This is a genomic window from Leeuwenhoekiella sp. W20_SRS_FM14 (assembly GCF_052119605.1).
Taxonomy (GTDB): Bacteria; Bacteroidota; Bacteroidia; order Flavobacteriales; family Flavobacteriaceae; genus Leeuwenhoekiella.
On record NZ_JBGQOK010000011.1, the window covers coordinates 1 to 22,719 of the forward strand.

General features: G+C 34.9%; 25 protein-coding genes. 16 read left to right on the top strand and 9 right to left on the bottom strand.

Annotation, left to right across the window (positions count from 1 at the left end; genetic code table 11):
• Positions 1 to 682 precede the first annotated feature (682 nt).
• Complete coding sequence (locus tag ACEN25_RS15520; protein WP_028375945.1) at positions 683 to 1,627, top strand: LysR family transcriptional regulator; 945 nt, start codon at positions 683 to 685, stop codon at positions 1,625 to 1,627.
• Positions 1,628 to 1,682: 55 nt separating this feature from the next.
• Here the strand turns inward: ACEN25_RS15520 and ACEN25_RS15525 are convergent, their stop codons facing one another.
• From ACEN25_RS15525 to ACEN25_RS15535, 3 genes are all read right to left on the bottom strand, one after another.
• A complete protein-coding gene (locus ACEN25_RS15525; protein ID WP_028375946.1) occupies positions 1,683 to 1,880 on the bottom strand; it encodes a hypothetical protein in 198 nt (65 codons plus the stop codon).
• A gap of 136 nt (positions 1,881 to 2,016) precedes the next feature.
• Positions 2,017 to 2,817 (bottom strand): TIGR00266 family protein, encoded by an 801-nt coding sequence (locus ACEN25_RS15530; protein ID WP_441803714.1) that lies wholly within the window; start codon positions 2,815 to 2,817, stop codon positions 2,017 to 2,019.
• Positions 2,818 to 2,955: 138 nt separating this feature from the next.
• Positions 2,956 to 3,417 carry a DUF4442 domain-containing protein gene (locus ACEN25_RS15535; RefSeq protein ID WP_441803715.1) on the bottom strand — a complete coding sequence of 154 codons (462 nt, stop codon included), beginning with the start codon at positions 3,415 to 3,417 and terminating at the stop codon, positions 2,956 to 2,958.
• Between the two features lie 145 nt (positions 3,418 to 3,562).
• Here ACEN25_RS15535 and ACEN25_RS15540 point away from each other — a divergent pair, with 145 nt between their 5' ends.
• From ACEN25_RS15540 to ACEN25_RS15585, 10 genes are all read left to right on the top strand, one after another.
• Positions 3,563 to 4,075 carry a DUF4870 domain-containing protein gene (locus ACEN25_RS15540; RefSeq protein WP_441803716.1) on the top strand — a complete coding sequence of 171 codons (513 nt, stop codon included), beginning with the start codon at positions 3,563 to 3,565 and terminating at the stop codon, positions 4,073 to 4,075.
• Between the two features lie 69 nt (positions 4,076 to 4,144).
• Positions 4,145 to 4,489: a PadR family transcriptional regulator gene (locus tag ACEN25_RS15545; protein ID WP_028375950.1), complete on the top strand. Its 345-nt coding sequence runs from the start codon at positions 4,145 to 4,147 to the stop codon at positions 4,487 to 4,489.
• A complete protein-coding gene (locus ACEN25_RS15550) occupies positions 4,482 to 6,221 on the top strand; it encodes a PspC domain-containing protein (protein WP_441803717.1) in 1,740 nt (579 codons plus the stop codon). Before ACEN25_RS15545 ends, ACEN25_RS15550 begins: the two co-directional genes overlap by 8 nt.
• A gap of 30 nt (positions 6,222 to 6,251) precedes the next feature.
• Complete coding sequence (locus tag ACEN25_RS15555; protein ID WP_441803718.1) at positions 6,252 to 6,986, top strand: head GIN domain-containing protein; 735 nt, start codon at positions 6,252 to 6,254, stop codon at positions 6,984 to 6,986.
• A 38-nt stretch (positions 6,987 to 7,024) separates the two neighbouring features.
• Positions 7,025 to 7,978: a geranylgeranylglycerol-phosphate geranylgeranyltransferase gene (locus tag ACEN25_RS15560; protein ID WP_441803719.1), complete on the top strand. Its 954-nt coding sequence runs from the start codon at positions 7,025 to 7,027 to the stop codon at positions 7,976 to 7,978.
• A gap of 1 nt (position 7,979) precedes the next feature.
• A complete protein-coding gene (locus tag ACEN25_RS15565; RefSeq protein WP_441803720.1) occupies positions 7,980 to 8,384 on the top strand; it encodes a hypothetical protein in 405 nt (134 codons plus the stop codon).
• A 3-nt stretch (positions 8,385 to 8,387) separates the two neighbouring features.
• A complete protein-coding gene (locus ACEN25_RS15570) occupies positions 8,388 to 8,978 on the top strand; it encodes a Maf family nucleotide pyrophosphatase (protein ID WP_441803721.1) in 591 nt (196 codons plus the stop codon).
• A 149-nt stretch (positions 8,979 to 9,127) separates the two neighbouring features.
• Positions 9,128 to 11,635: a PIG-L family deacetylase gene (locus ACEN25_RS15575; protein ID WP_441803722.1), complete on the top strand. Its 2,508-nt coding sequence runs from the start codon at positions 9,128 to 9,130 to the stop codon at positions 11,633 to 11,635.
• Between the two features lie 108 nt (positions 11,636 to 11,743).
• Positions 11,744 to 13,474 carry a sodium:solute symporter gene (locus ACEN25_RS15580; RefSeq protein WP_441803723.1) on the top strand — a complete coding sequence of 577 codons (1,731 nt, stop codon included), beginning with the start codon at positions 11,744 to 11,746 and terminating at the stop codon, positions 13,472 to 13,474.
• Entirely contained in the window at positions 13,474 to 14,445 is a 972-nt protein-coding gene (locus tag ACEN25_RS15585; protein ID WP_441803724.1) for a Gfo/Idh/MocA family protein, read from the top strand. The genes ACEN25_RS15580 and ACEN25_RS15585 overlap by 1 nt, the downstream gene beginning before the upstream one ends.
• Positions 14,446 to 14,499: 54 nt before the next feature.
• Here the strand turns inward: ACEN25_RS15585 and ACEN25_RS15590 are convergent, their stop codons facing one another.
• The gene (locus ACEN25_RS15590) at positions 14,500 to 15,339 is read right to left on the bottom strand and encodes a DUF2911 domain-containing protein (RefSeq protein WP_441803725.1); all 840 of its coding nucleotides are present in this window, start codon (positions 15,337 to 15,339) and stop codon (positions 14,500 to 14,502) included.
• A 305-nt stretch (positions 15,340 to 15,644) separates the two neighbouring features.
• On the opposite strand from ACEN25_RS15590, the gene ACEN25_RS15595 reads away from it, so the two are divergent.
• The 4 genes from ACEN25_RS15595 to ACEN25_RS15610 all read left to right on the top strand — a co-directional run bounded on the left by ACEN25_RS15595 (position 15,645) and on the right by ACEN25_RS15610 (position 18,514).
• Positions 15,645 to 16,157 carry an SRPBCC family protein gene (locus ACEN25_RS15595; RefSeq protein ID WP_441803726.1) on the top strand — a complete coding sequence of 171 codons (513 nt, stop codon included), beginning with the start codon at positions 15,645 to 15,647 and terminating at the stop codon, positions 16,155 to 16,157.
• A gap of 3 nt (positions 16,158 to 16,160) precedes the next feature.
• On the top strand, positions 16,161 to 16,859 hold the full coding sequence (locus tag ACEN25_RS15600; protein WP_441803727.1) for an SDR family NAD(P)-dependent oxidoreductase: 699 nt from the start codon (positions 16,161 to 16,163) through the stop codon (positions 16,857 to 16,859).
• A 50-nt stretch (positions 16,860 to 16,909) separates the two neighbouring features.
• Entirely contained in the window at positions 16,910 to 18,214 is a 1,305-nt protein-coding gene (locus ACEN25_RS15605; RefSeq protein ID WP_441803728.1) for a cryptochrome/photolyase family protein, read from the top strand.
• A 99-nt stretch (positions 18,215 to 18,313) separates the two neighbouring features.
• Positions 18,314 to 18,514, top strand: coding sequence for a hypothetical protein (locus tag ACEN25_RS15610; RefSeq protein WP_441803729.1), 201 nt, complete (start codon positions 18,314 to 18,316; stop codon positions 18,512 to 18,514).
• 22 nt (positions 18,515 to 18,536) lie between these two features.
• On the opposite strand, the gene ACEN25_RS15615 is transcribed toward ACEN25_RS15610, so the two are convergent.
• Together ACEN25_RS15615 and ACEN25_RS15620 are read right to left on the bottom strand one after the other, a co-directional pair.
• Positions 18,537 to 19,223: an ATP-binding cassette domain-containing protein gene (locus tag ACEN25_RS15615; RefSeq protein WP_441803730.1), complete on the bottom strand. Its 687-nt coding sequence runs from the start codon at positions 19,221 to 19,223 to the stop codon at positions 18,537 to 18,539.
• Positions 19,201 to 19,500 (bottom strand): hypothetical protein, encoded by a 300-nt coding sequence (locus ACEN25_RS15620; RefSeq protein ID WP_028375964.1) that lies wholly within the window; start codon positions 19,498 to 19,500, stop codon positions 19,201 to 19,203. Before ACEN25_RS15620 ends, ACEN25_RS15615 begins: the two co-directional genes overlap by 23 nt.
• Before the next feature lie 124 nt (positions 19,501 to 19,624).
• Here ACEN25_RS15620 and ACEN25_RS15625 point away from each other — a divergent pair, with 124 nt between their 5' ends.
• On the top strand, positions 19,625 to 20,146 hold the full coding sequence (locus tag ACEN25_RS15625; RefSeq protein WP_441803731.1) for a 5' nucleotidase, NT5C type: 522 nt from the start codon (positions 19,625 to 19,627) through the stop codon (positions 20,144 to 20,146).
• A gap of 94 nt (positions 20,147 to 20,240) precedes the next feature.
• Here the strand turns inward: ACEN25_RS15625 and murA are convergent, their stop codons facing one another.
• The 3 genes from murA to ACEN25_RS15640 form a co-directional block, all read right to left on the bottom strand.
• Entirely contained in the window at positions 20,241 to 21,554 is a 1,314-nt protein-coding gene (gene murA, locus ACEN25_RS15630; RefSeq protein ID WP_441803732.1) for a UDP-N-acetylglucosamine 1-carboxyvinyltransferase, read from the bottom strand.
• A gap of 19 nt (positions 21,555 to 21,573) precedes the next feature.
• Positions 21,574 to 22,212 (bottom strand): DUF4290 domain-containing protein, encoded by a 639-nt coding sequence (locus ACEN25_RS15635; protein WP_441803733.1) that lies wholly within the window; start codon positions 22,210 to 22,212, stop codon positions 21,574 to 21,576.
• A gap of 120 nt (positions 22,213 to 22,332) precedes the next feature.
• The gene (locus ACEN25_RS15640) at positions 22,333 to 22,623 is read right to left on the bottom strand and encodes a DUF493 family protein (RefSeq protein WP_441803734.1); all 291 of its coding nucleotides are present in this window, start codon (positions 22,621 to 22,623) and stop codon (positions 22,333 to 22,335) included.
• Positions 22,624 to 22,719: the final 96 nt, after the last annotated feature.

The window sequence follows — 22,719 nt, forward strand, 5'->3', positions numbered from 1 at the left end:
TTTCTAAGAACGTAAAACCGATTTTTATACCCGATTTTGGAGGCGCAAATATAGAACGATTATCTAACCCTACAAGCCTTTTTTAAAAGTATTTGCAAAGTAATTTTACAGCTCCTTAAAACCAATAACTTACAACCTAAATTAATTTTAAAATTATATTAAACCTAGCGCTTTTAGATATCTAGATAGAGATTCAGCATAAACTAAAAAGTAGAATTATTCTAAGTGAAACTCTTTATTACTAAGACTGACTTCGATTAAAGCAATAAGTTATAATTAAAAGATTGAGTCCAACTAGTAATTATAAGGTGTTTAATTACAACATCACTATCCTATATACTAATAGGATAAGGCATGCTATCAAGATACATCAATAGGATTGTAATGATCCCTTCAAATTATTTGCGATTTAATTCTCAAATTTTCAAAAGACAACTTAAAAAGAACTCAATGGACATTTATAATAATTCTATGCGCTACTTAGCATAATGAAGAATAATTATTAATTTTAAGTGCAAATCAATTTTCTTACTTAATAAGGTTGTTGACGGTTCTATAAGAATTCTTCTTTCAAAAGAATATGACGCTATTATAAGTCATTATAATCAATAGAATAATATTTTACAGGTTTATATAAAAAAAATCAATCGCTCGCTTTATTTTTGAAGTGTAAAATAACATTATGACGATCACACAATTAAAATATGTTCTGGCTGTTGCCGAAAATCAAAATTTCACTAAAGCAGCAGAAAAGACTTTTGTAACGCAGCCTACTCTGAGTATGCAAATACAAAAACTAGAAGATGAGCTTGACATTATCATCTTTGATCGCGGAAAAAAACCAATCGAATTAACCGATATAGGCCGAAAAATTGTAATTCAAGCACGTAATATTGTTAATGAAGCAAATAGGATTACAGATATTGTCGACCAACAAAAAGGGTTTATAGGCGGAGAATTTAGATTAGGCGTTATACCTACTGTAATGCCCACTTTATTACCTATGTTTCTTCGCAATTTTATTAATAAGTACCCTAAGGTAAAATTGAAAATTGAAGAACTCCCTACTGAAACAATTATCGAACGACTTGAAGATGGTCATCTAGATGCAGCTATTGCAGCTACACCGCTAAATCTTGATTCTATTAAAGAACGTCCTTTATATTATGAACCTTTTGTAGCTTACATTCCTGCTAACCATAAATTACATTCCGTTGAAAAAATAACTACAGAAGATTTAGATCTTAATGATATGCTGTTATTAGAAGATGGACATTGCTTTAGAGATGGTGTAATTAATTTATGTAAAGCAAACCGAAATTATGAAGAAGATACCTTCTCTCTAGAGAGTGGTAGCTTTGAGACTTTAGTGCGACTAGCTAATGAAGGATTAGGCATGACACTTCTGCCCTACCTCCATACGCTTGAAATTAAAAGTGAAGAGAAAAAATATTTACACTTTTTCAAAGACCCGGCACCCGCAAGAGAAGTTAGCTTACTCTATCACAAAAGTGAATTAAAAATGCAAATTATAGAATCATTGAGAAACACTATTGCAGGTGTGGTGAAGGGAGCTATTACTTTTCAAAATGTGCAAATTATAAGTCCTATTCCTCAGAAAAAATAATTAAATAAATACATAAAAAAAGGGCTTCTAAGAAGCCCTTTTTTAATATTTCACTTTAAACACTAAGATAAATCACACATTGATTAAGTTCTGGATTAGTTTTAGTAATTTCTTGAATCCAGACACGAAGTTCTTCTATTTCATACGGGAGTAGTCGTTTTGCAGCCTTCTGTAATTCTTTGCAGAAAAGTACACTATCAAAACTTACTTTTTTTAAGATCGTCTTAGTATACTCAAACATTGCTCTTGCCATATTCGAATTATTTTTAAGTTAGAAAATTTTTTAAGTAGTTTTAAACCACAAGCCCTTTTATTAAGATGATTCTAAATTTACTGTATTAATTCTAAAAATAGTGTTAAAACGTAATGAATACATTTAAACAATTCAATTAAAACCTATTATCTCCATCAAGTAAATCTCCAAGACCTCCTAATAGGCTACCTTCTCCCTTATCTTTACCACCCATTTGTGGTGCAGAAGCCAAAACTCGTTTTGCTAAACGACTAAAAGGGAGTGACTGAATATATACAGTACCAGGGCCAGTAAGAGTTGCAAAGAAAACCCCTTCCCCACCAAACAATGTGTTTTTAATACCGCCTACAAACTCAATATCATAATTAACAGTATGATCAAAACCTATAATACAACCGGTATCTACTTTAAGTTTTTCGCCCGGATGCAATTCTTTTTTAAAGGTGGTACCTCCCGCATGCACAAATGCCATCCCATCACCATCGAGACGCTGCATAATAAAACCTTCACCTCCGAAAAGTCCTCTGCCTAATTTCTTAGAAAACTCAACACCTATAGAAACTCCTTTTGCTGCGCATAAAAAAGCATCTTTCTGACAGATAAATCTTCCGCCGTTTTTAGTTAAATCAATGGGAATAATTTTACCTGGATATGGCGAGGCAAAGCTCACTTTTTTCTTTCCGACTAATTCATTATAGAATACAGTCATAAACATACTCTCACCGGTAAGTAATCGCTTACCTGCGCCAAATATTTTATTTAATAAACCGGTATCATTTTTAGAGCCATCTCCAAAAATGGTTTCCATTTTAATACCGTCTTCCATCATCATAAAAGTACCGGCTTCAGCAATAACACCCTCTTGCGGATCTAATTCGATCTCGACATATTGCATTTCTTCTCCAAAAATTTGGTAATCTATTTCGTGTGCAGTCATCGTAAAATTTCGTTTTTGATTTGATTGATTTTATTAATAAGTACGATACTCAAACGAAAAGTTACAGAAGTATTTCAGTCTATTTAGATTTTTTTAATCAATGACTCTCCTAATTTCTGAAAATGAAGAGTTTTAATACTAACCTTTACTTTTAACTTTAACTGTCCATTGAAAATCGAATGTACTAACGGCTATTCCATCCTTATTTGTACCTACACTTTGCATCCAAAATGTTTGTCCCTCACCGGTCGCAATTGTTTTTTGAATTGCTTCTTCAATTTTATGACCGTCATTACACGCAAAAGTGATTTTACCAGTAGCCTTTTTTGTAAATGAAGCTTTGTTATTAGCCACCAGCATAGAAATTTTATACCCACTTTCCTTAATTTGATCTATAACCATAGCTCCTGTACTTAACTCTGCAGCCATACCCTGCACCGCCCAAAACATAGAATTAAATGGATTCTGATTAATCCATCTATGGGTTACTGTAGTAATTGCTGTCTTTGATGATATTGATTTTATACGCACACCACACAACCAAGCAGACGGTAGTTTAAATAGTATAAAGGTGTTGAATTTACGCGGTGTTACAGACATATCTAAAGAATTAATTTTTTCAAAAATAGACTTAACATTTCACTTTCCTAAATTTCTTTTTTGTTAATATAAAGTTAAATTTAAGTACTATGCAATACAAAATACCTGCCTTTGTACATATATTTGCATAAGAAAATAATGAGCAATGAAAACTAGTATTACAAATCATCAAAAAAACGTAGCTACATTTATTCACCTATCTGTATTTGCGCAATTTATATTTCCGTTAGGAAATTTTATAGCACCCTTATTAATATGGGCAGCTTTAAAGAAAGAATCTGTATATGTTGATAATCATGGGAGGCGCGCCCTAAACTTTCAAATGAGCACAACTCTTTATGCTATTGCTATTATACTTATTGCGGTACCATTTATAATATGGCAGGCAATCAATGCCTCAGATCAATTTGACACTATTTATCTACAATCATTTGAGAGTTTTACAATTCCAGGTGATGCTGTAGGTTTAATTGTTACAGGGCTAATTTTTGGGATATTATTACTGGCACTTTGTATGTTGTCGCTCTTTTCAGTCATATCTGCCGCAGTAAGTGCCAGTAATGGAGAACCCTATAAATATCCTTTGAGTATAAACTTTTTAAAACCGCTTAGTGCTTCTAACCAGGAAGCACCTTTAGACTCATCACCTAAAGCTTAAGCAAAATCATTGCACCCTTGCGGTGAGTCAAAAAACGAACAGTTATTAATCGCTTAACACTAAGAATCTATGAAGATTGAAAACACAAAAGCGCAAATGCGTAAAGGTGTTTTGGAGTATTGCATCTTATCAATATTAAAGGATGAAGATGCCTATGTTGCCGAAATATTAGACACGCTAAAAGACGCTAAGTTACTGGTGGTTGAAGGTACTATTTACCCACTACTTACCAGACTTAAAAATGCCGGTTTATTAAACTATCGCTGGGAAGAATCTACCAGCGGGCCGCCTCGTAAGTATTACGGACTCACAGATACCGGAAAGCTCTTCTTAAATGAACTATCATCAACCTGGGACGACCTTCAAAAAGCCGTTCAACTGGTAACCAATCATAAAGCTAAAAACAATGAATAAAACAGTTAATATTAATCTAGCAGGCCTATTTTTTCACATAGATGAGAATGCTTATGCAAAATTACAACGCTATCTCGACGCGATAAAAAGGTCATTTACAGACGCTCAAGGTCGTGATGAAATTATTCAGGATATTGAAGCTCGAATTGGTGAACTTTTTAATGAACGTGTAAAAAATGAACGCCAGGTAATAGGTCTTACCGAAGTTGACGAAGTCATTAAAATAATGGGGCAACCCGAAGATTACCGTCTTGACGAAGATCTTTTTGAAGATGAGGGTGCTTTCGTCTACACTGCAAATAGTTCTAAAAAATTATACAGAGATACAGATACTTCCTATCTAGGTGGGGTTTGTGCTGGTCTGGGTCATTACTTTCAGATTGATGCAGTATGGATACGTCTAGCACTGGTTTTATTAACAATATTCTCCTGGGGTGGTTTTATTCTTATTTATATAGCTTTCTGGATATTTGTTCCGGTAGCACTTACGACTTCAGAAAAACTTGAAATGCGGGGAAAGGCCGTAAACATAGACAATATACAGCGTAAAGTAAAAGAGGGTTTTGACACTGTTGCAGATTCTGTAAAAAATGTTGACTATGTTAAGTATGGTAATCAAGCCCGGAAAGGAGCAGATTCTTTAGCAACTAGTCTGGGTGCGTTAGTTATGTTTATCCTCAAAGTTTTTGTAAAATTTATAGGTATTTTACTCATAATAATTGGCGGTTCTACACTAATCGCTTTATTTGTAGCCTTAGTATCTGCCGGGACATTAGATGTATTTGGACAACAAGGAAGAATTCTAGGTTATGCCGAGATGGTTAATACATCAGGAGCTCCTATCTGGTTAATTACACTACTTACCTTTTTGGCGATAGGTATACCCTTCTTTATGTTATTTTATCTGGGATTACGCATCTTGGTTAATACACTAAAGAGGTTAAGCCTTACGGCAAAACTATCACTACTGGGCTTGTGGTTAATCTCTTTAATCGCAATTGCGGTATTAGGAGTACGACAAGGTATGGCTACTGCTGTAGATGGAGAAGTTTTAATTACTGAAGTTATCGCAGCTAATCCTACAGACACTTTGAAAGTAAAAATGGTGACGCAAAACCAGTATGGAGCAGACAAATACCACAATACAAGTTGGAAGATACGTACAGATGAAAACGGAAAGAAAGTTATCTATAATCGAGATGTAAATCTAAGTATTCAAAAAAGCGATTCGCCCGAAGCTAAACTTATCATCAAAAAGAATGCTCAGGGAAGCTCTTATGAAGAAGCCGAAGCACGCGCCGGCACTATTTATTATAACTTTAAATACGAAAATGGCACACTCCTGCTAGATAACTTTTTTGTAACCGAATTAGCAAGTAAATTTAGAGATCAGGAAGTAAACTTAATCATCGCAATTCCAGAAGGAATGACTTTACTAACCGATGAAAATATATCTTCTTATCACAGAAGTAGATATTCAGATTTACTCGATCACGATCATATAGGTTATCATACAATTATGCGATCTAATACTCTTATGTGCACAGATTGCCCGTTAGAAGAATTAACAGAAACAAATGACTGGGAATATTCTGAATCAACAACAGATAGTACTTCTACAGATGGCATCTATGAATATAAAGTTAAAGTAACCCCTAAAAAAGATGGCGTTATGGTTAAACAAACAGGTATTAAAGACAGTGTTTATACTAAACAAGATTCTATAAATTAAAAAATCACGCATCAATCAAAATCAACTCTTATGACCACACTAATTAAATTAATTATAGGCTCACTTATCGCCTTAGTAATGACCTCGTGTAATTTCAATTTTGACATGGGGCAAGTTAACGGTACTGGTAATGTTGTAACTAAAGACCTAAACCTAAGCCAGGAATTTTCTAAAATTCACAGTAGTAACGGCTGGGACGTAGTTTTAGAAAAAGGAACTACACCGTCTGTTGTAGCAGAGATGGACGAAAATCTGTTAGAATACTTAGATGTACATTTTGAAGGTAACACACTACGCATAGAAACTACAGACAATTCAAACATAGGAAACGCGACATCACGTAAGATTCACGTGACTTACACGCAACCCATTGAAGAGATTAAAGCAAGTAGCGCATCAAATATTACAGCTACCGAAGCTTTAACAGGAGATCGTATTAGTTTTGATTTGTCAAGTGCAGCAACGGTAAAGCTACCTATAGAAATTCGTGAGATTGTAGCAGAAGCAAGTAGCGCCGCTACTTTAGATCTTGAAGGTGAAGCACAAACAGTTCGTTTTGATGCAAGTTCTGCCGCTACGATTAATGCAAAGGATCTAAAATCTGAATTTTGTGATGCTGAAGCTTCAAGCGCGGGAAGTATTCGAGTTTATGCTTCTAAAGAAATTGCCTCTAAAGCTTCAAGCGCCGGGGATATTGATTATTGGGGATCTCCTAAAAAAGTAGCGGTAATTGAAAGTTCTGGCGGAAACATTAGCAAACAATAAAATCATCATTCATCAATCAATCATAAAAGCCACAGAATATGTGGCTTTTATTATATTTGGTCTTTTCCAAAAACAAAAGATTGACCTTCTTAAAACTCATTAGATATAAAAATCTGCTGTTGATTATATTAACACAGGTTCTGGTTCATTACGGCTTTTTAAAGGCATTGCATTTACCTATACTTTTAAACCATTTTAATTTTACACTATTAGTACTTGCAACAGTGTGTATTGCTGCTGCCGGTTATATAATTAATGACTTAAATGACGTTGAAAGTGATTTAATTAACAAACCCTCAAAAACCTATATCCCCCACTATTTTTCAGAAAACTTTGCATTTAATAGTTATCTCGTTTTTAACATTGGCGGAGTAGGTTTGGGCTTTTTGTTATGTAACCGTTTGGGACTATCTAATTTTACGACCGTTTTTGTGCTTATTTCAGCATTGCTGTATGTTTATGCAAACTTTTTAAAAAGAGTAATTCTCATCGGAAACCTAGTAGTTAGTCTCGTGGTAGCTTCAGCTATTTTTATACTTCTAATATTTGATATTTTACCTTTTTTAAACAGTTTTCAAAAAGAATTACTCACCCCATTTTCGGTCGTGCGTGATTATGGTATTTTTGCCTTTTTGCTTAATTTTCTAAGAGAACTCGTTAAAGATATTGAAGATGCAAATGGCGATTATGCTGTGGGTATAAAATCACTGCCTATTGTTTTAGGTCTGGGGCGCACAGCAAAGATAGCTGGCTACATAAGCGTTGTTTACATTTTTACAATATTAGGCTATATCTATTTGTATGTGCAAACCAATGTTTGGTTATCCCTGTATTTAGTATCCGCGGTGATTATACCGTTAGTTGTATTTTGTATAAAAGCCCGCTATGCAGAAAAACAAAAGCACTATGCATACCTATCAAAACTATTAAAGTTTATTATGCTAACAGGTATTTTATCTCTAGGGGTATTGACTTTGACACTTAAGTATTAGTATGATTAAAAACGTAATACTTATAACCATTATTCTAAACTCCCTAGTTATAATTCCAATTCCCGAAGCTCACAGTTATGGTTTTATTTTATTTATTGATGTATTAAGTGTTACTACTCTTTTTAAAAAAATAGCTTTTGACCAAAATTTAATTTTAGAACCAACCTTAATAATAGTAGGATTTTTTTCAATATTTGAAAAAATAGGTCTCATATCATCTTTGTTTATTTCTAAGCAAAAGCACGTTATGCGTATAATAGGTTTAACATTATTGTTTGTTTCTTGGGTCATTCTATTCTACAGCACTTGGGATTTTGACTTTTTAACTCTCTTAACTCTTATAGTTAGTATACCATTTTTAATGTATTTAAGCCGTCTCTCTTATTTAATAATTAAAGGAAAATAACTTATGCTCCCAAACCTGCTGAAAAAAAATAAAATCATTCTAGCATCCCAATCGCCAAGACGTCAGGAACTACTAAGCGCTCTTGAAGTCGATTTTGAAGTACGACTAAAACCGGTTGAAGAAATCTATCCCGACGGAATGCAACCTTTTGAAATCGCTGAATATATTGCACAAAAAAAAGCAGCCGCCTTTCTTGAAGACTTAAAAGAAAATGAAATCCTCATTACGGGAGACACACTTGTTTTTAAAGATCATCAAGCTCTGGGTAAACCTAAAGATGCACAGCAAGCAACTCAAATGCTTCAGTTGTTAAATGGAACAAGTCACCAGGTTATTTCTTCAGTATGTGTGACTACAATTAAACAACAATTAACCACTCATGATATTGCTACAGTACACTTCAGAAAGCTTTCAGAAGAAGAAATCGAGCATTACATTAAAATCTACAAACCTTTTGACAAAGCAGGTGCATACGGCATTCAGGAGTGGATAGGTCACATCGCATTAGAAAAATTAGAAGGCTCTTATAATACGGTTATGGGATTGCCTACACAGAAATTATACACGCTACTTAAACAAATTTCAGAACACTAGATTCATTCTTTAAAAAAGATATTTTCTATCATTAAATAAAGCTCTTTTCAGGTATTTTAGTTTTGTTAAAGAAACCGTAAAGAAATCTTCTTAGATGCCGTTTTACCTATCTTTGAAACTACCTGTTCTAACATTAAAATACTCAATACATGCGCTTTTTAATCGCTCTACTTTGCTGCGTTACGTTACAAATGCAAGCTCAAAAACCAAAAAAGCCATCCTCTTCAGAAATTTTTGAGCAAATTAAAGGATTAAACTTTTTAGGTACGGCTCTCTATGTTGCTGCACACCCAGATGATGAGAATACTGCAATGATTTCTTATCTCGCTAATACCATACATGCCCGTACAGGATACCTTGCTCTAACTCGAGGTGATGGCGGACAAAACCTAATAGGGCCAGAAATTAGAGAATTACTAGGCGTAATACGTACTCAGGAGTTATTAGCTGCCCGCCGTACAGATGGAGGAGAACAACGTTTTACCCGCGCTAATGATTTTGGTTATTCAAAAAATCCCGAAGAAACCTTAGCCTTTTGGGAACGCGATCAGGTTCTTAGCGATGTGGTATGGGCTATACGTAATTTTAAGCCAGATGTTATTATTAATCGTTTTGATCACAGATCTCCTGGCACCACACACGGTCATCACACAACCTCTGCAATGCTAAGTGTACAGGCTTTTGATCTGGTAAATGATGTGAACACTTTTCCAAAACAATTAGAACATACAGAAACTTGGCAACCCAAGCGTCTGTTTTTTAATACCTCTTATTGGTTTTACGGCGGGCAGGAAGCTTTTGATAATGCAGATAAGAGCAACCTCGTCAAAGTTGATGTAGGAAGCTACTACCCTGCTTACGGTTTAAGTAATACCGAAATTTCTGCATTAAGCCGCAGTCAGCATAAATCTCAAGGTTTTGGTAATACAGGTTCTCGTGGAAACCAAATAGAATATTTAGAGCTTTTAAAAGGGGAATACCCACAAAATGGGAATCTTTTTGAAGGAATTGATACCTCCTGGAATCGGGTAGATGGTGGCGCTGACATAGGAGAAATTCTCGAAGCGGTTGAAAAGAATTACGATTTTAAAAATCCGGCAGCGAGTTTACCTCAGCTTTTAGAAGCGTATGAACTGATTAAAAATCTTAAAAATGCACACTGGCGTGATTTAAAAATCACTCAAATCACCTCAATAATTAAGGCCTGCGCAGGTTTGTATTTAGAAGCTGCCAGTTCACAACAAACCGCCGTTGCAAATGAAACTATAGCACTAAATTTTGAGGCTATCAACCGTAGTGATTTCCCTGTGAATATTGAAAGTATTGTTTTGGAGCCTTCTGGCAAAAAATACGAGGTAGCCGAGCCACTTAGATCGCTAAATTTTAATAAACGTTACAATATGCAGCAAAAAATAAATACAGGTTCTGCCAACCTTACAACGGCATATTGGCTAAAAGAAGAAGGTTCGGTAGGAATGTATAAAGTAACAGATCAAAAACTAATAGGTCTGCCTGAAACTCCTAAAACATTTAAAGCGGTATTCCAATTAAAACTAGGTGATGTAAAAATCCCAATTACTACAAATGTAATCTACAAATACAATGACCGCGTAAATGGTGAAGTTTATGAGCCGTTTGAGATTGTTCCTGAAGCGTCGGTTCTTGTAAAAGATCCTGTAATCATTTTTGCAAATGCAGAACCTAAAATAATTACAACTGAAGTAACTGCATATACTTCGAATTTAAAAGGTATCGTTTCTTTAAATGTACCTTACGGTTGGAAGGTAAGTGCTCCTCAACCCGTTGAAATTTTACAAAAAGGAGAAACAAAAAATATTGCTTTTACCATTACTCCTCCCAAAAATGCGAGTGAAGGCATTTTACAACCTCAACTTGAGTTAATTGGAAAAACACTAAACACAAAAATTACTAAAATCGATTATGAGCATATCCCGTTGCAAACCCTCGTTCTCCCGTCTACTAATAAGCTCGTGCGTCTTGATATTGCTAAAAGAGGAGACTATATAGGCTACATTGCCGGTGCCGGTGATGCCATCCCAAAAAGCCTGGAGCAAATAGGATATCAAGTGGCTCAACTTAATATTAATGATGTTACGGCAGAATCACTGAAACAATTTGATGCTGTAGTTATGGGTATAAGAGCTTATAATGTTTTAGACGAACTCAAATTTAAACAACCCCTGTTGCTAGATTATGTGCATAATGGGGGTACGATGATCGTACAATACAATACAGCCCGTGGTTTTAGCTTTCCCAATCTGGGGCCTTATCCACTTGAGTTGAGTAGCGACCGGGTTACCGATGAATTTGCAGAAGTAACAATTCTTGATCCCACAGCAGAACTTTTAAACGTTCCGAATAAAATAACAGCAAAAGACTTTGAAGGGTGGGTACAGGAACGTGGTTTATACTTTCCTAAAAATTGGGATGAAGCATACAAACCCATAATTGCTATGCACGACAAAGATGAGGACCCAAATGAAGGTAGCTTGCTTGTGGCAAAATATGGTAAAGGTCATTATATTTATACCGGTCTCAGTTTCTTTAGAGAACTTCCGGCGGGAGTTTCTGGAGCATACAGGCTTTTTACTAATATGCTTTCAATAGGAAAAAACGACCAAAAAATTAAACAATGATGCAACCTAAAAAAGAAGGATGGTCTAAATATTATACGCTGGTACTTATACTCAACGCAGTATATATCATCTTTTTTCTTTTATTAATGAATTATTATACAGCATAGTATGCAAACTATAGATTGGATTGTACTGGTTGCAACACTTGCTTTTATTGTAATTTATGGTGTTTACAAAACACGTGGGCGAACTAATGTTCAGGATTATATACGTGGTGGCAATGAATCTAAATGGTGGACAGTAGGCTTATCTGTAATGGCGACACAAGCCAGTGCAATTACCTTTTTATCTACTCCAGGCCAGGCTTACAATGATGGTTTAGGTTTTGTTCAATTCTATTTTGGTTTGCCTATCGCAATGATTGTCATCTGTATATTTTTTATTCCTATTTATTATAAGCTTAATGTTTATACGGCTTATGAGTATTTAGAAAGCAGATTTGATCAACGTACACGCTCACTTGCTTCCGGCTTATTTTTATTATCTCGCGGACTCGCTGCAGGTATTACCATATTTGCCCCGTCAATAATTTTATCTGCAGTATTAGGATGGGACCTAAATACACTCAATATTATAATTGGTCTACTTGTAGTAGTTTACACAATTTCTGGAGGAACAAAAGCAGTTACCGTTACACAAAAACAGCAAATGGGTGTGATTTTCTTAGGTATGTTTGTCGCTTTCTTTCTCATTATAAGCTACCTGCCTCAAGACATCAGTTTTAATAATGCCTTAGAAATTGCAGGAGCAAGTGGTAAACTCGATGTTCTTGATTTCTCATTTGATTTTAATAATCGCTATACCTTCTGGAGTGGTATTCTAGGTGGTACGTTTTTAATGCTTTCCTATTTTGGTACAGATCAAAGTCAGGTGCAGCGCTATCTAAGCGGAAAATCTATTCGGGAAATGCAATTGGGGATGATTTTTAATGGTCTATTAAAAGTACCTATGCAATTCTTTATTTTGCTTGTAGGGGTTATGGTTTTCGTTTTTTATCAATTTAATCCTACACCTCTAAACTTTAATCCCGCTGCAACAAATGCAGTCGTAGGCACACCTTTTGAAAAAGAATACAATGCACTTCAGAACAAATTAAATGAGCTTCGATCAGATAAATCTGAACTCAGTTATTTAGTTGCAGAAAATGCATCAAAGCAAATCACAGCAGCAAATGGTGAGCAAATTTCTGCCGGCCTTGCTCTGTCAAATCTTAATAAAGAGGAAAAAACACTACGAGAAAAAGCCCGTATGGTAATTAATCAGGCAGACCAAAATATAGAAGTTAATGACAAAGATTACGTCTTTATTCATTTTATACTTAATAATTTACCCCGAGGTCTTATAGGACTTCTACTCGCAGTAATTCTATCTGCAGCGATGTCATCTACTGCATCAGAACTTAATGCCCTCGCAGCAACGACCACGGTAGATTTTTACAGACGTAATCTAGATGAAGAAAAAGAAGAATCTCACTTTGTTGATGCTACAAAGTGGTTCACACTCAGTTGGGGAATTCTTGCGATTTTAATTGCGTGTACGGCCAATCTATTTGACAATTTAATACAGTTAGTAAATATAATTGGCTCCATATTTTACGGTACGATTCTAGGTATTTTTATGTCGGCCTTCTTTATTAAAAAAATTCAGTCTAAAGCTGTTTTTATCGCTGCGATACTTACTCAACTTATTGTCATCATATTATTCAGTTTAGATAAATTAGAATACATACAATTACCGTATTTATGGCTCAACTTTATAGGTTGTGCTTTAGTCATTTTAATTGGGCTTACTTTACAAACTACTTTTAAAGACGGTCCTAAAACAGAGCTATTAGAGTAATGAAAACAATTCGTTGGGGAATATTAGGACTAGGCAAAATTGCAAATAGTTTTGCAACAGATATGCAACACGTGAACGACTCTGTTGTTTATGCAGTAGCATCACGATCGCAGGATAAAGCTGATGAATTTGGAGCTAAATACAAAGCGACAAAATGTTACAACAGTTATAATCAACTTGCAAAAGATCCTGATGTTGATGCGGTTTATATTGCCACACCCCATGTGCGTCATTATGAAGATACGTTGCTTTGCCTTTCTCACGGAAAAGCGGTTCTGTGTGAAAAACCTTTTGCTATGAATTTACAGCAGGTTGAAGAAATGATTAGAGTAGCTCACGCAAATAATGTGTTGTTGATGGAAGCATTATGGACCCGTATGATGCCTCATTTTATGTTTGTAAAAGAAGAATTAGAGTCGGGAAAATTTGGAGCAGTAAAAACTTTAAACGCCGATTTCTCGTTTAAAGCACCGCTTAATTTTGAAGGAAGACTTTACAATAAAGACCTGGGTGGTGGCTCATTATTAGATATTGGTATTTACCCCGTTTTCTGTGCTTTATCATTACTGGGAATTCCTGAAAAAATCACCGCCAAAGCAAAAATAGGAAAAACTGAAGTCGACGAAGAAATTGAAATCACCTTTAACTACAATTCAGAAACACAAGCATTTCTATCTTCAAGTATTTTAAAGGATACACCTACCACGGCTACATTAGTATGTGAAAATGGCATTATTTATTTACATAGTAAATTTCACCATACAGACAAGGTTACTACAATTTTAAATGGCGTAAAAGTCGAACACGATTTTAGATATACCGCCAAAGGATATCATTTTGAAATTATGCATTTTGCAGAACTTCTAAGAGCACACAAAACAGAAAGTCCACTCATGTCTTTTGATTTTAGCAAAACACTCATTAGTACCTTAGATGAGATTAGAGAGTTAATAGGATTACACTACACATAAAAAAAGCCGTAAATCATTCGATATACGGCTTTTAATTTCTATTAAATTATTAAATTACATCGCTCCCCACTCTTTTAAAGAGTCGGTATTCATTTTTATATAATCTGCATTACCTGCTTCTTTGGCGCCTGCTAATGATTTTTTAGCCGCTTCTATTGCTGCCTTTTTATCACCTGCTTTAGCTAAAATTAAAGACTGCTGACGTAATTCCCAGAAACGTGGCGTTTCTTTCATACTCATTGCCTTATTCATCCAGGTTTTTGCTTTCTCAATATCTTTTCCGCTATTTAAGTAATACACTGCTGCATTAAAATAATCTCCCGCAGCTGGCCCTGATAATGCCTGGTCAATGCTTTTCATCACCTCCTGGTCTGTCATCACATTAAATTTTACAGGTACTACTGTATCTTCCCAGATGATATTCATCACTGCGCTATCTGCCATTACATCATCTATTAAAATTGTAAATGTTTCCATAGAAATAGGCATTTCTACAGGCTCAACCATTGTGCGTAATGCAATTTTACTATCCTCAAATTCTGTAATTAAGGGATTTGAATCATCTGTATAAAAAATAACCTCCCACATATCTGCTCCCGGAATCGTATAAATACTATAAGTTCCTTTAGCAAGTTCTTTATCTGCTATCATTACAGGCTTATCAATTGTAAATTTTGTTGTCGCATTTGCACCTGTTCTCCAGATTTTACCATAGGGGACTAGATTCCCAAAAACTTCACGACCGCGCATATTAGGACGTGAGTAATCTAAAGTTACGGTTGTAAGACCTACCACCTGTTCCATTTCTGCGTGCGCACTGGCAGAAGGAGTTTGTATTTGAGCTTGGGTAGTAAGACCCAAAGCAATAAAACATACGAGCATTATTTTTTTCATCTGATAAAATTTTAAGTATTATAATTCTGTTAATCAATGTTTTGCATTAATAAAACAAGTATTGCAATATAATTTATACTACCGTCTTATATGTTAACAAATTACTAATTAAAGCCGAAAAATTCAATTCAAAGAAAGACAATCTCTACTATCGAATCTTTAATAATTAAACATAATCTAAAATCCTATAAATGTGTAGATTTTAGTTTTGTTTAACTTAATTCGCTTTAACTTAAACAATATAGCCCCTATATTTACAACTCTCAAAATTGAAGACTTCGGTAAATGCCCTTTTGAAACTACTTATGAAAATTTACAAGCTACACAGCATTCAAAAACTACCCATTTCACTTGATGAAGCCTGGGACTTTTTGACTAATCCCAGAAACTTAGAAATGCTCACTCCTTCAGAAATGAACTTTAAAGTCTTTGCTGGGGCAGATCGTCCTATGTATGCGGGACAGTTGTTGCAATATACTGTAACGCCGCTACCTGGTTTTAATACGAAGTGGGTTTCAGAAATCACAGCTTTAAAAGAGAAAGAATATTTTATAGACGAGCAACGCTACGGTCCTTACGCATTTTGGCATCACAAACATTTTATCAAAAAAATTCCCGGTGGTGTATCTATGGAAGATCTTGTAGATTACAAGCTACCTCTGGGCATTATAGGTAGAGCAGTACATCCTATTTTGGTCAAACCAAAATTAGACTCAATATTTGAGTATAGACAAGAACAACTTTTAAAAATGTTTGGAGCTTTCGTTGAACCAAAAAATATCAATAACGGTATTAGTAAACACGACATATTAAATTAAGTTATGAAAAAAAATATATTACTTATAGGAGGTTCTCACGGTATTGGAAAAGCAATTGTACAACTCATACACGAAGATTATAATGTATTTATCGCCTCTCGTACTAGTGAAGATTTAGATTTTTTAAATGCTACTCATATTGAATATGATGTTGAAAGTGGCACGTTAGATACTACAAATTTACCCGAACAACTTGATGGTTTTGTATATTGCCCGGGGAGCATAAACCTGAAGCCTTTTAAAATGCTAACCGAAGATATGTTTAGAGATGATATGAATCTCAATTTCTTCGGTCTCGTAAAATCTTTAAAAGCCGTTACAGATCGACTTAAAAAATCTGAACAGGCAAGTCTTATATTTTTTAGCACAGTAGCTGTAAAAGTAGGTATGCCCTTTCACACCAGCGTTGCTGCCGCTAAAGGTGCAATTGAGGGATTTGCTAAAGCACTAGCTGCAGAATATGCTCCATCATTTAGAGTGAATGTAATTGCACCCTCATTGACTGATACCCCACTGGCAGAAAAACTTTTAGCAAATGATAAAAAACGAGAAATGATGGATGCACGACACCCACTCAAACGTGTAGGAACTGCAGATGACATTGCTAAAATAGCTGCATTCTTGTTGAGTGAAGATAGTACCTGGATTACTGGTCAGGTTCTAGGTGTAGATGGTGGTATGTCTACTTTAAACGTAAATTGATCGAGTTCCCTAAACCCGTTCAAACAATCTAACCAACCAACCTATTAATTATGAATGCAGTTTCAATATTCTGGTTTAGAAGAGATTTAAGAATAGATGATAATGTAGGCTTTCTGGAAGCACTAAAAGGCGATAATCCCGTTTTACCTATTTTTATTTTTGATAAAGAAATTCTCGATAAACTTCCTGAAGATGACGCGCGTGTCACTTTTATATTTGACACATTACAAACGATGCGCAACGAAATGCAGGAAAAATATGATAGTTCATTAGCCTTATTTTATGGAAAACCAGAAGATGTCTGGAAACAGATTTTAAATGATTACGAGGTAAAAGAAGTCTTTACCAATAGAGATTATGAGCCTTATGCAAAAGAACGTGATGAGAAGCTTACGGCTTTATTTAAAGAAAAGGATATAAAATTTAAGACCTTTAAAGATCAGGTTATTTTTGAAAAAGATGATGTCGTAAAAGGAGACGGCGACCCGTATATTGTTTACACACCTTATAAAAATAAGTGGCTCGAGACTTTTAAGGAACAAACAGATTTAAAAATTCACTATACGAGCCAATACCTAAGTAACCTTGTTAAAAATAGCAGATTACCCAATTTAACTTTGGGTGATATGGGATTTAAAAAAGCTTCAATTAAAGTGCCCGACTATGATGTTACCCCGACTCTAATAGATAACTACGAAGACACCCGCAATTTTCCTGCTCAGGACGGTACCTCACGGTTAGGACCCCATTTACGCTTCGGTACTGTAAGTGTACGTAAAATGGTAAAGAAAGCACGTGCTGAAAATAATCAGGTATTTTTAAGTGAATTAATATGGCGCGAGTTTTTTATGCAAATACTTTATCATTATCCTGAAACGGTAGATAATGCCTTTAGAAAAAAATATGACCGCATAGAATGGCGTAATAATGAAGAGGAATTTGAAAAATGGAAAACCGGAACCACAGGATTTCTTTTAGTAGATGCCGGGATGCGAGAGCTAAATACTACCGGTTATATGCATAATCGCGTGCGTATGCTGGTTGCAAGTTTTTTATGTAAACATCTTTTAATAGACTGGCGCTGGGGGGAGACTTATTTTGCCGAGAAGCTTTTAGATTATGAGCAATCAAGTAACGTAGGTAATTGGCAATGGGCAGCGGGAAGCGGTGTAGATGCAGCTCCCTACTTCAGAATCTTTAATCCTATGACTCAAGTAGATAAATTTGATAAAGACAAAAAATATATCAAAACCTATATTCCTGAATACGACACTGATGAATACCCTGAAAAAATGGTAGATCATAAAGAAGCTCGGGAACGTTGCTTAACAGCTTATAAAGCTGCTGTCTCCTAAATTTAAGTCTGCCAAATATCTATAAAATAGGCTTAAGGTTTGCTTAAAAAATAATCGACAACGTTCATTCTTCTATAATTTTGTGCCAAAATAGCAATAATGAAAAAGTTCATTTTAGTTTTAAGCCTTTTAACGTTCATATACAGTTTAACTGCGTGTTCAACAACATATAGAACATCTCGTAATACAAGTTCATCGAGAGCTCCAGGTCAGGTTAAAAAAGCATACGGATCTAAGAGCGACAAAGCATTTGCTCCGGGACAACAAAAAAAGAATAAGAAGTATAAGAGAAAAAACTAAGTGACTTTAATTTTAGTAAGTCTTAAGTGTTTGTTCTTAAATAACCACCGGCAACTAAATCTCCAATTCTATTAACCTGATTGAGTTTACCATTAGTTAGTATAAGTTTTCGATCTGCGAGTTTCCATACATCTGTATAGTAATGATCGGTAAGTAAAATGCCTTTTTTCGCTTTAAGCGAAATTAAAAAATCGTGAATGAGTTCTTTGAATAGCGGTTCTACCATAGAAAATGGTTCATCGAGAAGTAGAAAGGGATGTTTTAAATTTCCTAAAATTAAGACCTCTAGATACCGCTTCTGGCCTAACGAAAGTTCGCTCACTCTACATTTTGCTATATCTGCCATACGCGGTGCTCTAAATATTAAATTTTGATCTTCTCCATTAAAATAGCTGGGAATAATGTCCCATACTTTAGCGGTTTTGGGTAAAAAACTAAACTGCGGCAAATAACCTATTAAGCCTTTTGAAATTATAAAATTTTTATCCCAAATAGTGCGTCGTACAGAATATCGTGTTTCATTAATTTTCAAGTATCCTTCGGAAGCTGTTGAAGTACCAAATAAAATTTTTAGTAATGTGCTTTTACCGACTCCGTTGCTACCAAACAAACCTAAAATTTCTCCAGTTTCAAGCTGAAAATCACATGATTTCAGTAATTGTCTATTACCAAACTGTTTGTGTATATTAGTTACTTGCAGGAGTGCCAAAAGCCAAGAGATTTGATAGAAGTAAAAAAACTAAAACTAAAATTGGAGATAATATTAAGTTCACAAACCAGGTTTTTGACAGAAGATGAAATTTTGTATATCCTAAATTATAGTACCCGTAAAATTCTTCTTTTTGAAAATAATTGAACGCAAAATATCCTACGGGTGTTCCTAAGATTCCGAAGAATATAATTGAAATTATGCCACTTCCAAAAAAAAGCGTAACCAGTGTAAACAACAAAGCGTAACCCGTAATATCCCTATAAAGTTTCCACATAAAATTAGATTCTAATTAAATTTAATACATACAAAGAATATCTATCGTGCGATAGTAGAATAATATACGACCTGTATGTGTTATTGACATACAAGCTGTATTTTAAGCTTTTAAAAACATAATTATGACCCTATTTATAGACATGGACGAAGTCATTGCAGACACGTACCAGGCACATATTGATTTATACAATAAAAAATATAATGCAACTCTTAAAAAAGAAGATTGCTTAGGTTCTGAAGTTTGGCAAATGGTTCCTGAAGAGCATCAGGCATATATACGTAATCACGCCAACGAACCGGGATTCTTTAAAAATCTTGATGTTATAAAAGATAGCCAGGAAGTTTTGAAAGCACTTCAAGGCAAATATGAATTATATATTGCTTCTGCGGCTATGCAATTTAAAACGAGCTTAGAAGATAAGGCTGATTGGTTAGACACACACTTTCCTTTTATACCGTGGCAAAACCGTATTTTATGTGGTCACAAACACATATTAAAAGGGGATATTTTAATAGACGATCGCTCCTATAATTTACAGGCCTTTGAGGGTAGAGGTATTCAGTTTTCATCACCGCATAATGCACATACCACTGGATTTGATCGCGCAGATACCTGGCAGGATGTAGCAAAATTGCTCTTATAAATTAATTTTCAGTAAAAAAAATAAGTCTTAAATACAAAATCCCGAAACTTAGGTTTCGGGATTTTGTATTTAATGCTGTGTTGTAAGAGAACAATTAAGCAGTTCTAATAATTTTTGCTCCAATTGCGCGTAGTCGTTCATCTATGTTTTCATAACCACGATCTATTTGTTCTATGTTATGAATTGTAGATGTTCCTTTTGCGCTTAATGCTGCTATTAATAAGGAAATACCTGCTCTAATATCTGGTGATGACATTGTAGTTGCTTTGAGACTTGATTTGAAATCGTGACCTATTACAGTGGCGCGATGCGGGTCGCACAAAATAATTTTTGCACCCATATCTATCAATTTATCTACAAAAAACAAACGGCTTTCAAACATCTTTTGATGTATTAAAACTTCACCTTTTGCCTGTGTCGCTACAACTAGTATAATACTCAATAAATCTGGAGTAAAACCCGGCCAGGGTGCATCACTTATCGTCATAAATGAACCATCTATAAAGGTCTCTATCTCATAACCATCTTTATGTGCAGGTATAAAAATATCATCTCCTTTACGCTCTACAGTAATCCCTAATTTTCTAAAGGTTGCCGGGATTATCCCAAGATCATTCCAGCTAACATTTTTGATTGTTACTTCGCTTTTGGTCATCGCTGCAAGACCTATCCACGAGCCTATTTCAATCATATCTGGTAATATAGTATGCTCACATCCTCCCAGTTCTTCAACACCCTCAATGATTAACATGTTAGAACCTATACCTTTTATATTTGCCCCCATTTTATTAAGCATCTTACACAATTGCTGTAAGTAAGGTTCGCAAGCTGCATTATATATAGTAGTCTGTCCTTTAGCGCGTACTGCTGCCATAACGATATTAGCGGTACCGGTAACAGAAGCTTCATCAAGCAACATAAATGTTCCTTTTAAACCTTCAGGAGCTTCTACACCATAAAAACGTTCTTCTTTATTATATCTAAATTTAGCTCCCAGCTTAATCATACCCTCAAAATGGGTATCTAATCTGCGACGGCCTATCTTATCGCCACCAGGTCGCGGAATGTATCCTTTACCAAAACGAGCAAGTAACGGACCTACAATCATAATAGAACCGCGCAAACCACCACCTTCTTTCTTGAAGCGTTCACTTTCTAAATATTCAAGGTGTAATGCATCACTTATAAAAGAATATTTACTCTTACCCAGCTTCTGGATTTTTACACCCAGATTGCTTAGAATATCTATAAGTTTATTTACATCAACTATATCTGGTATATTATTTATGATAACCTCCTGAGGGGTTAATAAAACGGCACACAAAATCTGTAATGCTTCATTTTTTGCACCCTGCGGTTGGATGGATCCTTTAAGTTGATGCCCTCCTTCTATTTGAAATGTTCCCATTAAAAAATATGGCTAGTTTTTAGTATCGCTTTTTACCGCCACCACGTACAGGTTTCTTGCGATAATTAGTAGTTTTGTTAGTCTTTTTAGGTCGCATTAGCTTTTGCGTATCCCTAAGGTCTTCCTCCTTTTTAGCTAGATTAATGTTCCCATTACTTAACTCAAAAAGATGCTTAAAAATCACGTCATCATCTACGGTGTCTTTGTTCCAGTTTAAGAAACACTTCTTCATGTGATTAGCGATTGTAAACTCTAAAGCTTCACGCAATTGACCTTTCTCCCACTCTACGGCAACATCTATCATTCGTTTTATGTTGTTACCATAAAAACGATATTTAGGATAGTTTTGAGGATAATCTAAAGGTTCTGGATGCTCCTCAAGCTTTTCTCGAGAAGGTTTTTCATAAGGCGATTCAACATCAAGTTTAAAATCACTCATTATAAATAATTGATCCCAAAGTTTGTGTTGAAAATCTGGGACATCTCTAAAATGCGGCTGAATATTACCCATTACAGCAATAATACTACGGGCAATTATATTACGTTTCTTTTCGTCTTCTTCAGCAATTGCCTGATTAACCATCTTTTGGAGATGACGGCCATATTCAGGTATGATGAGCTTTTCGCGCTCAGTATTATATTCTAATTGATCTATCAACTGTAAAAATTTAAGTGAAGTGTGGTTTGTAACTAAAACCTAGTGGCAAAGTACTAAAAAATGTACAAAAGCCCATCTATCAAGGTTAAATTAACCCCATTTTAGGTAGATTATTCTCTTTTATAATGAAATTACACCTTCAACAACAGCTACTTCCTTGTATTTTGCAATAACGGCATCTGCATCTTTCATCTGTAAATTAATTGATATACTGGTATAGGTTCCTTTGCTAGAGGCTTTAGTTGTAATCACAGCACCCAGATTATCAAATATATGCTCAATCTTATTTATTTTCTCTGCTTCAGACGGAACTATAAATTTATATAAGTATTCTGTAGGCCAGTTGGTAGTTTCCTCCAGTCTTCCTTTCAGTTTTGCATAAAATTCATCAGAGTTAGTATCTGTACTCATAGTTTTGTTTTTTCTGCTGCAAAGATACCATTCTACAACTAATTTTTTAAACGACTTCTATTTGAGTATTTTTACCGAAAACTTTAAATATGCGGC

Coding starts and splice junctions, on each gene's coding strand:
- ACEN25_RS15520 (WP_028375945.1), top strand. CDS start 683: ATGACGATCACACAATTAAAATATGTTCTGGCTGTTGCCGAAAATCAA.
- ACEN25_RS15525 (WP_028375946.1), bottom strand. CDS start 1,880: ATGGCAAGAGCAATGTTTGAGTATACTAAGACGATCTTAAAAAAAGTA.
- ACEN25_RS15530 (WP_441803714.1), bottom strand. CDS start 2,817: ATGACTGCACACGAAATAGATTACCAAATTTTTGGAGAAGAAATGCAA.
- ACEN25_RS15535 (WP_441803715.1), bottom strand. CDS start 3,417: ATGTCTGTAACACCGCGTAAATTCAACACCTTTATACTATTTAAACTA.
- ACEN25_RS15540 (WP_441803716.1), top strand. CDS start 3,563: ATGAAAACTAGTATTACAAATCATCAAAAAAACGTAGCTACATTTATT.
- ACEN25_RS15545 (WP_028375950.1), top strand. CDS start 4,145: ATGAAGATTGAAAACACAAAAGCGCAAATGCGTAAAGGTGTTTTGGAG.
- ACEN25_RS15550 (WP_441803717.1), top strand. CDS start 4,482: ATGAATAAAACAGTTAATATTAATCTAGCAGGCCTATTTTTTCACATA.
- ACEN25_RS15555 (WP_441803718.1), top strand. CDS start 6,252: ATGACCACACTAATTAAATTAATTATAGGCTCACTTATCGCCTTAGTA.
- ACEN25_RS15560 (WP_441803719.1), top strand. CDS start 7,025: ATGTGGCTTTTATTATATTTGGTCTTTTCCAAAAACAAAAGATTGACC.
- ACEN25_RS15565 (WP_441803720.1), top strand. CDS start 7,980: ATGATTAAAAACGTAATACTTATAACCATTATTCTAAACTCCCTAGTT.
- ACEN25_RS15570 (WP_441803721.1), top strand. CDS start 8,388: ATGCTCCCAAACCTGCTGAAAAAAAATAAAATCATTCTAGCATCCCAA.
- ACEN25_RS15575 (WP_441803722.1), top strand. CDS start 9,128: ATGCGCTTTTTAATCGCTCTACTTTGCTGCGTTACGTTACAAATGCAA.
- ACEN25_RS15580 (WP_441803723.1), top strand. CDS start 11,744: ATGCAAACTATAGATTGGATTGTACTGGTTGCAACACTTGCTTTTATT.
- ACEN25_RS15585 (WP_441803724.1), top strand. CDS start 13,474: ATGAAAACAATTCGTTGGGGAATATTAGGACTAGGCAAAATTGCAAAT.
- ACEN25_RS15590 (WP_441803725.1), bottom strand. CDS start 15,339: ATGAAAAAAATAATGCTCGTATGTTTTATTGCTTTGGGTCTTACTACC.
- ACEN25_RS15595 (WP_441803726.1), top strand. CDS start 15,645: ATGAAAATTTACAAGCTACACAGCATTCAAAAACTACCCATTTCACTT.
- ACEN25_RS15600 (WP_441803727.1), top strand. CDS start 16,161: ATGAAAAAAAATATATTACTTATAGGAGGTTCTCACGGTATTGGAAAA.
- ACEN25_RS15605 (WP_441803728.1), top strand. CDS start 16,910: ATGAATGCAGTTTCAATATTCTGGTTTAGAAGAGATTTAAGAATAGAT.
- ACEN25_RS15610 (WP_441803729.1), top strand. CDS start 18,314: ATGAAAAAGTTCATTTTAGTTTTAAGCCTTTTAACGTTCATATACAGT.
- ACEN25_RS15620 (WP_028375964.1), bottom strand. CDS start 19,500: ATGTGGAAACTTTATAGGGATATTACGGGTTACGCTTTGTTGTTTACA.
- ACEN25_RS15625 (WP_441803731.1), top strand. CDS start 19,625: ATGACCCTATTTATAGACATGGACGAAGTCATTGCAGACACGTACCAG.
- murA (WP_441803732.1), bottom strand. CDS start 21,554: ATGGGAACATTTCAAATAGAAGGAGGGCATCAACTTAAAGGATCCATC.
- ACEN25_RS15640 (WP_441803734.1), bottom strand. CDS start 22,623: ATGAGTACAGATACTAACTCTGATGAATTTTATGCAAAACTGAAAGGA.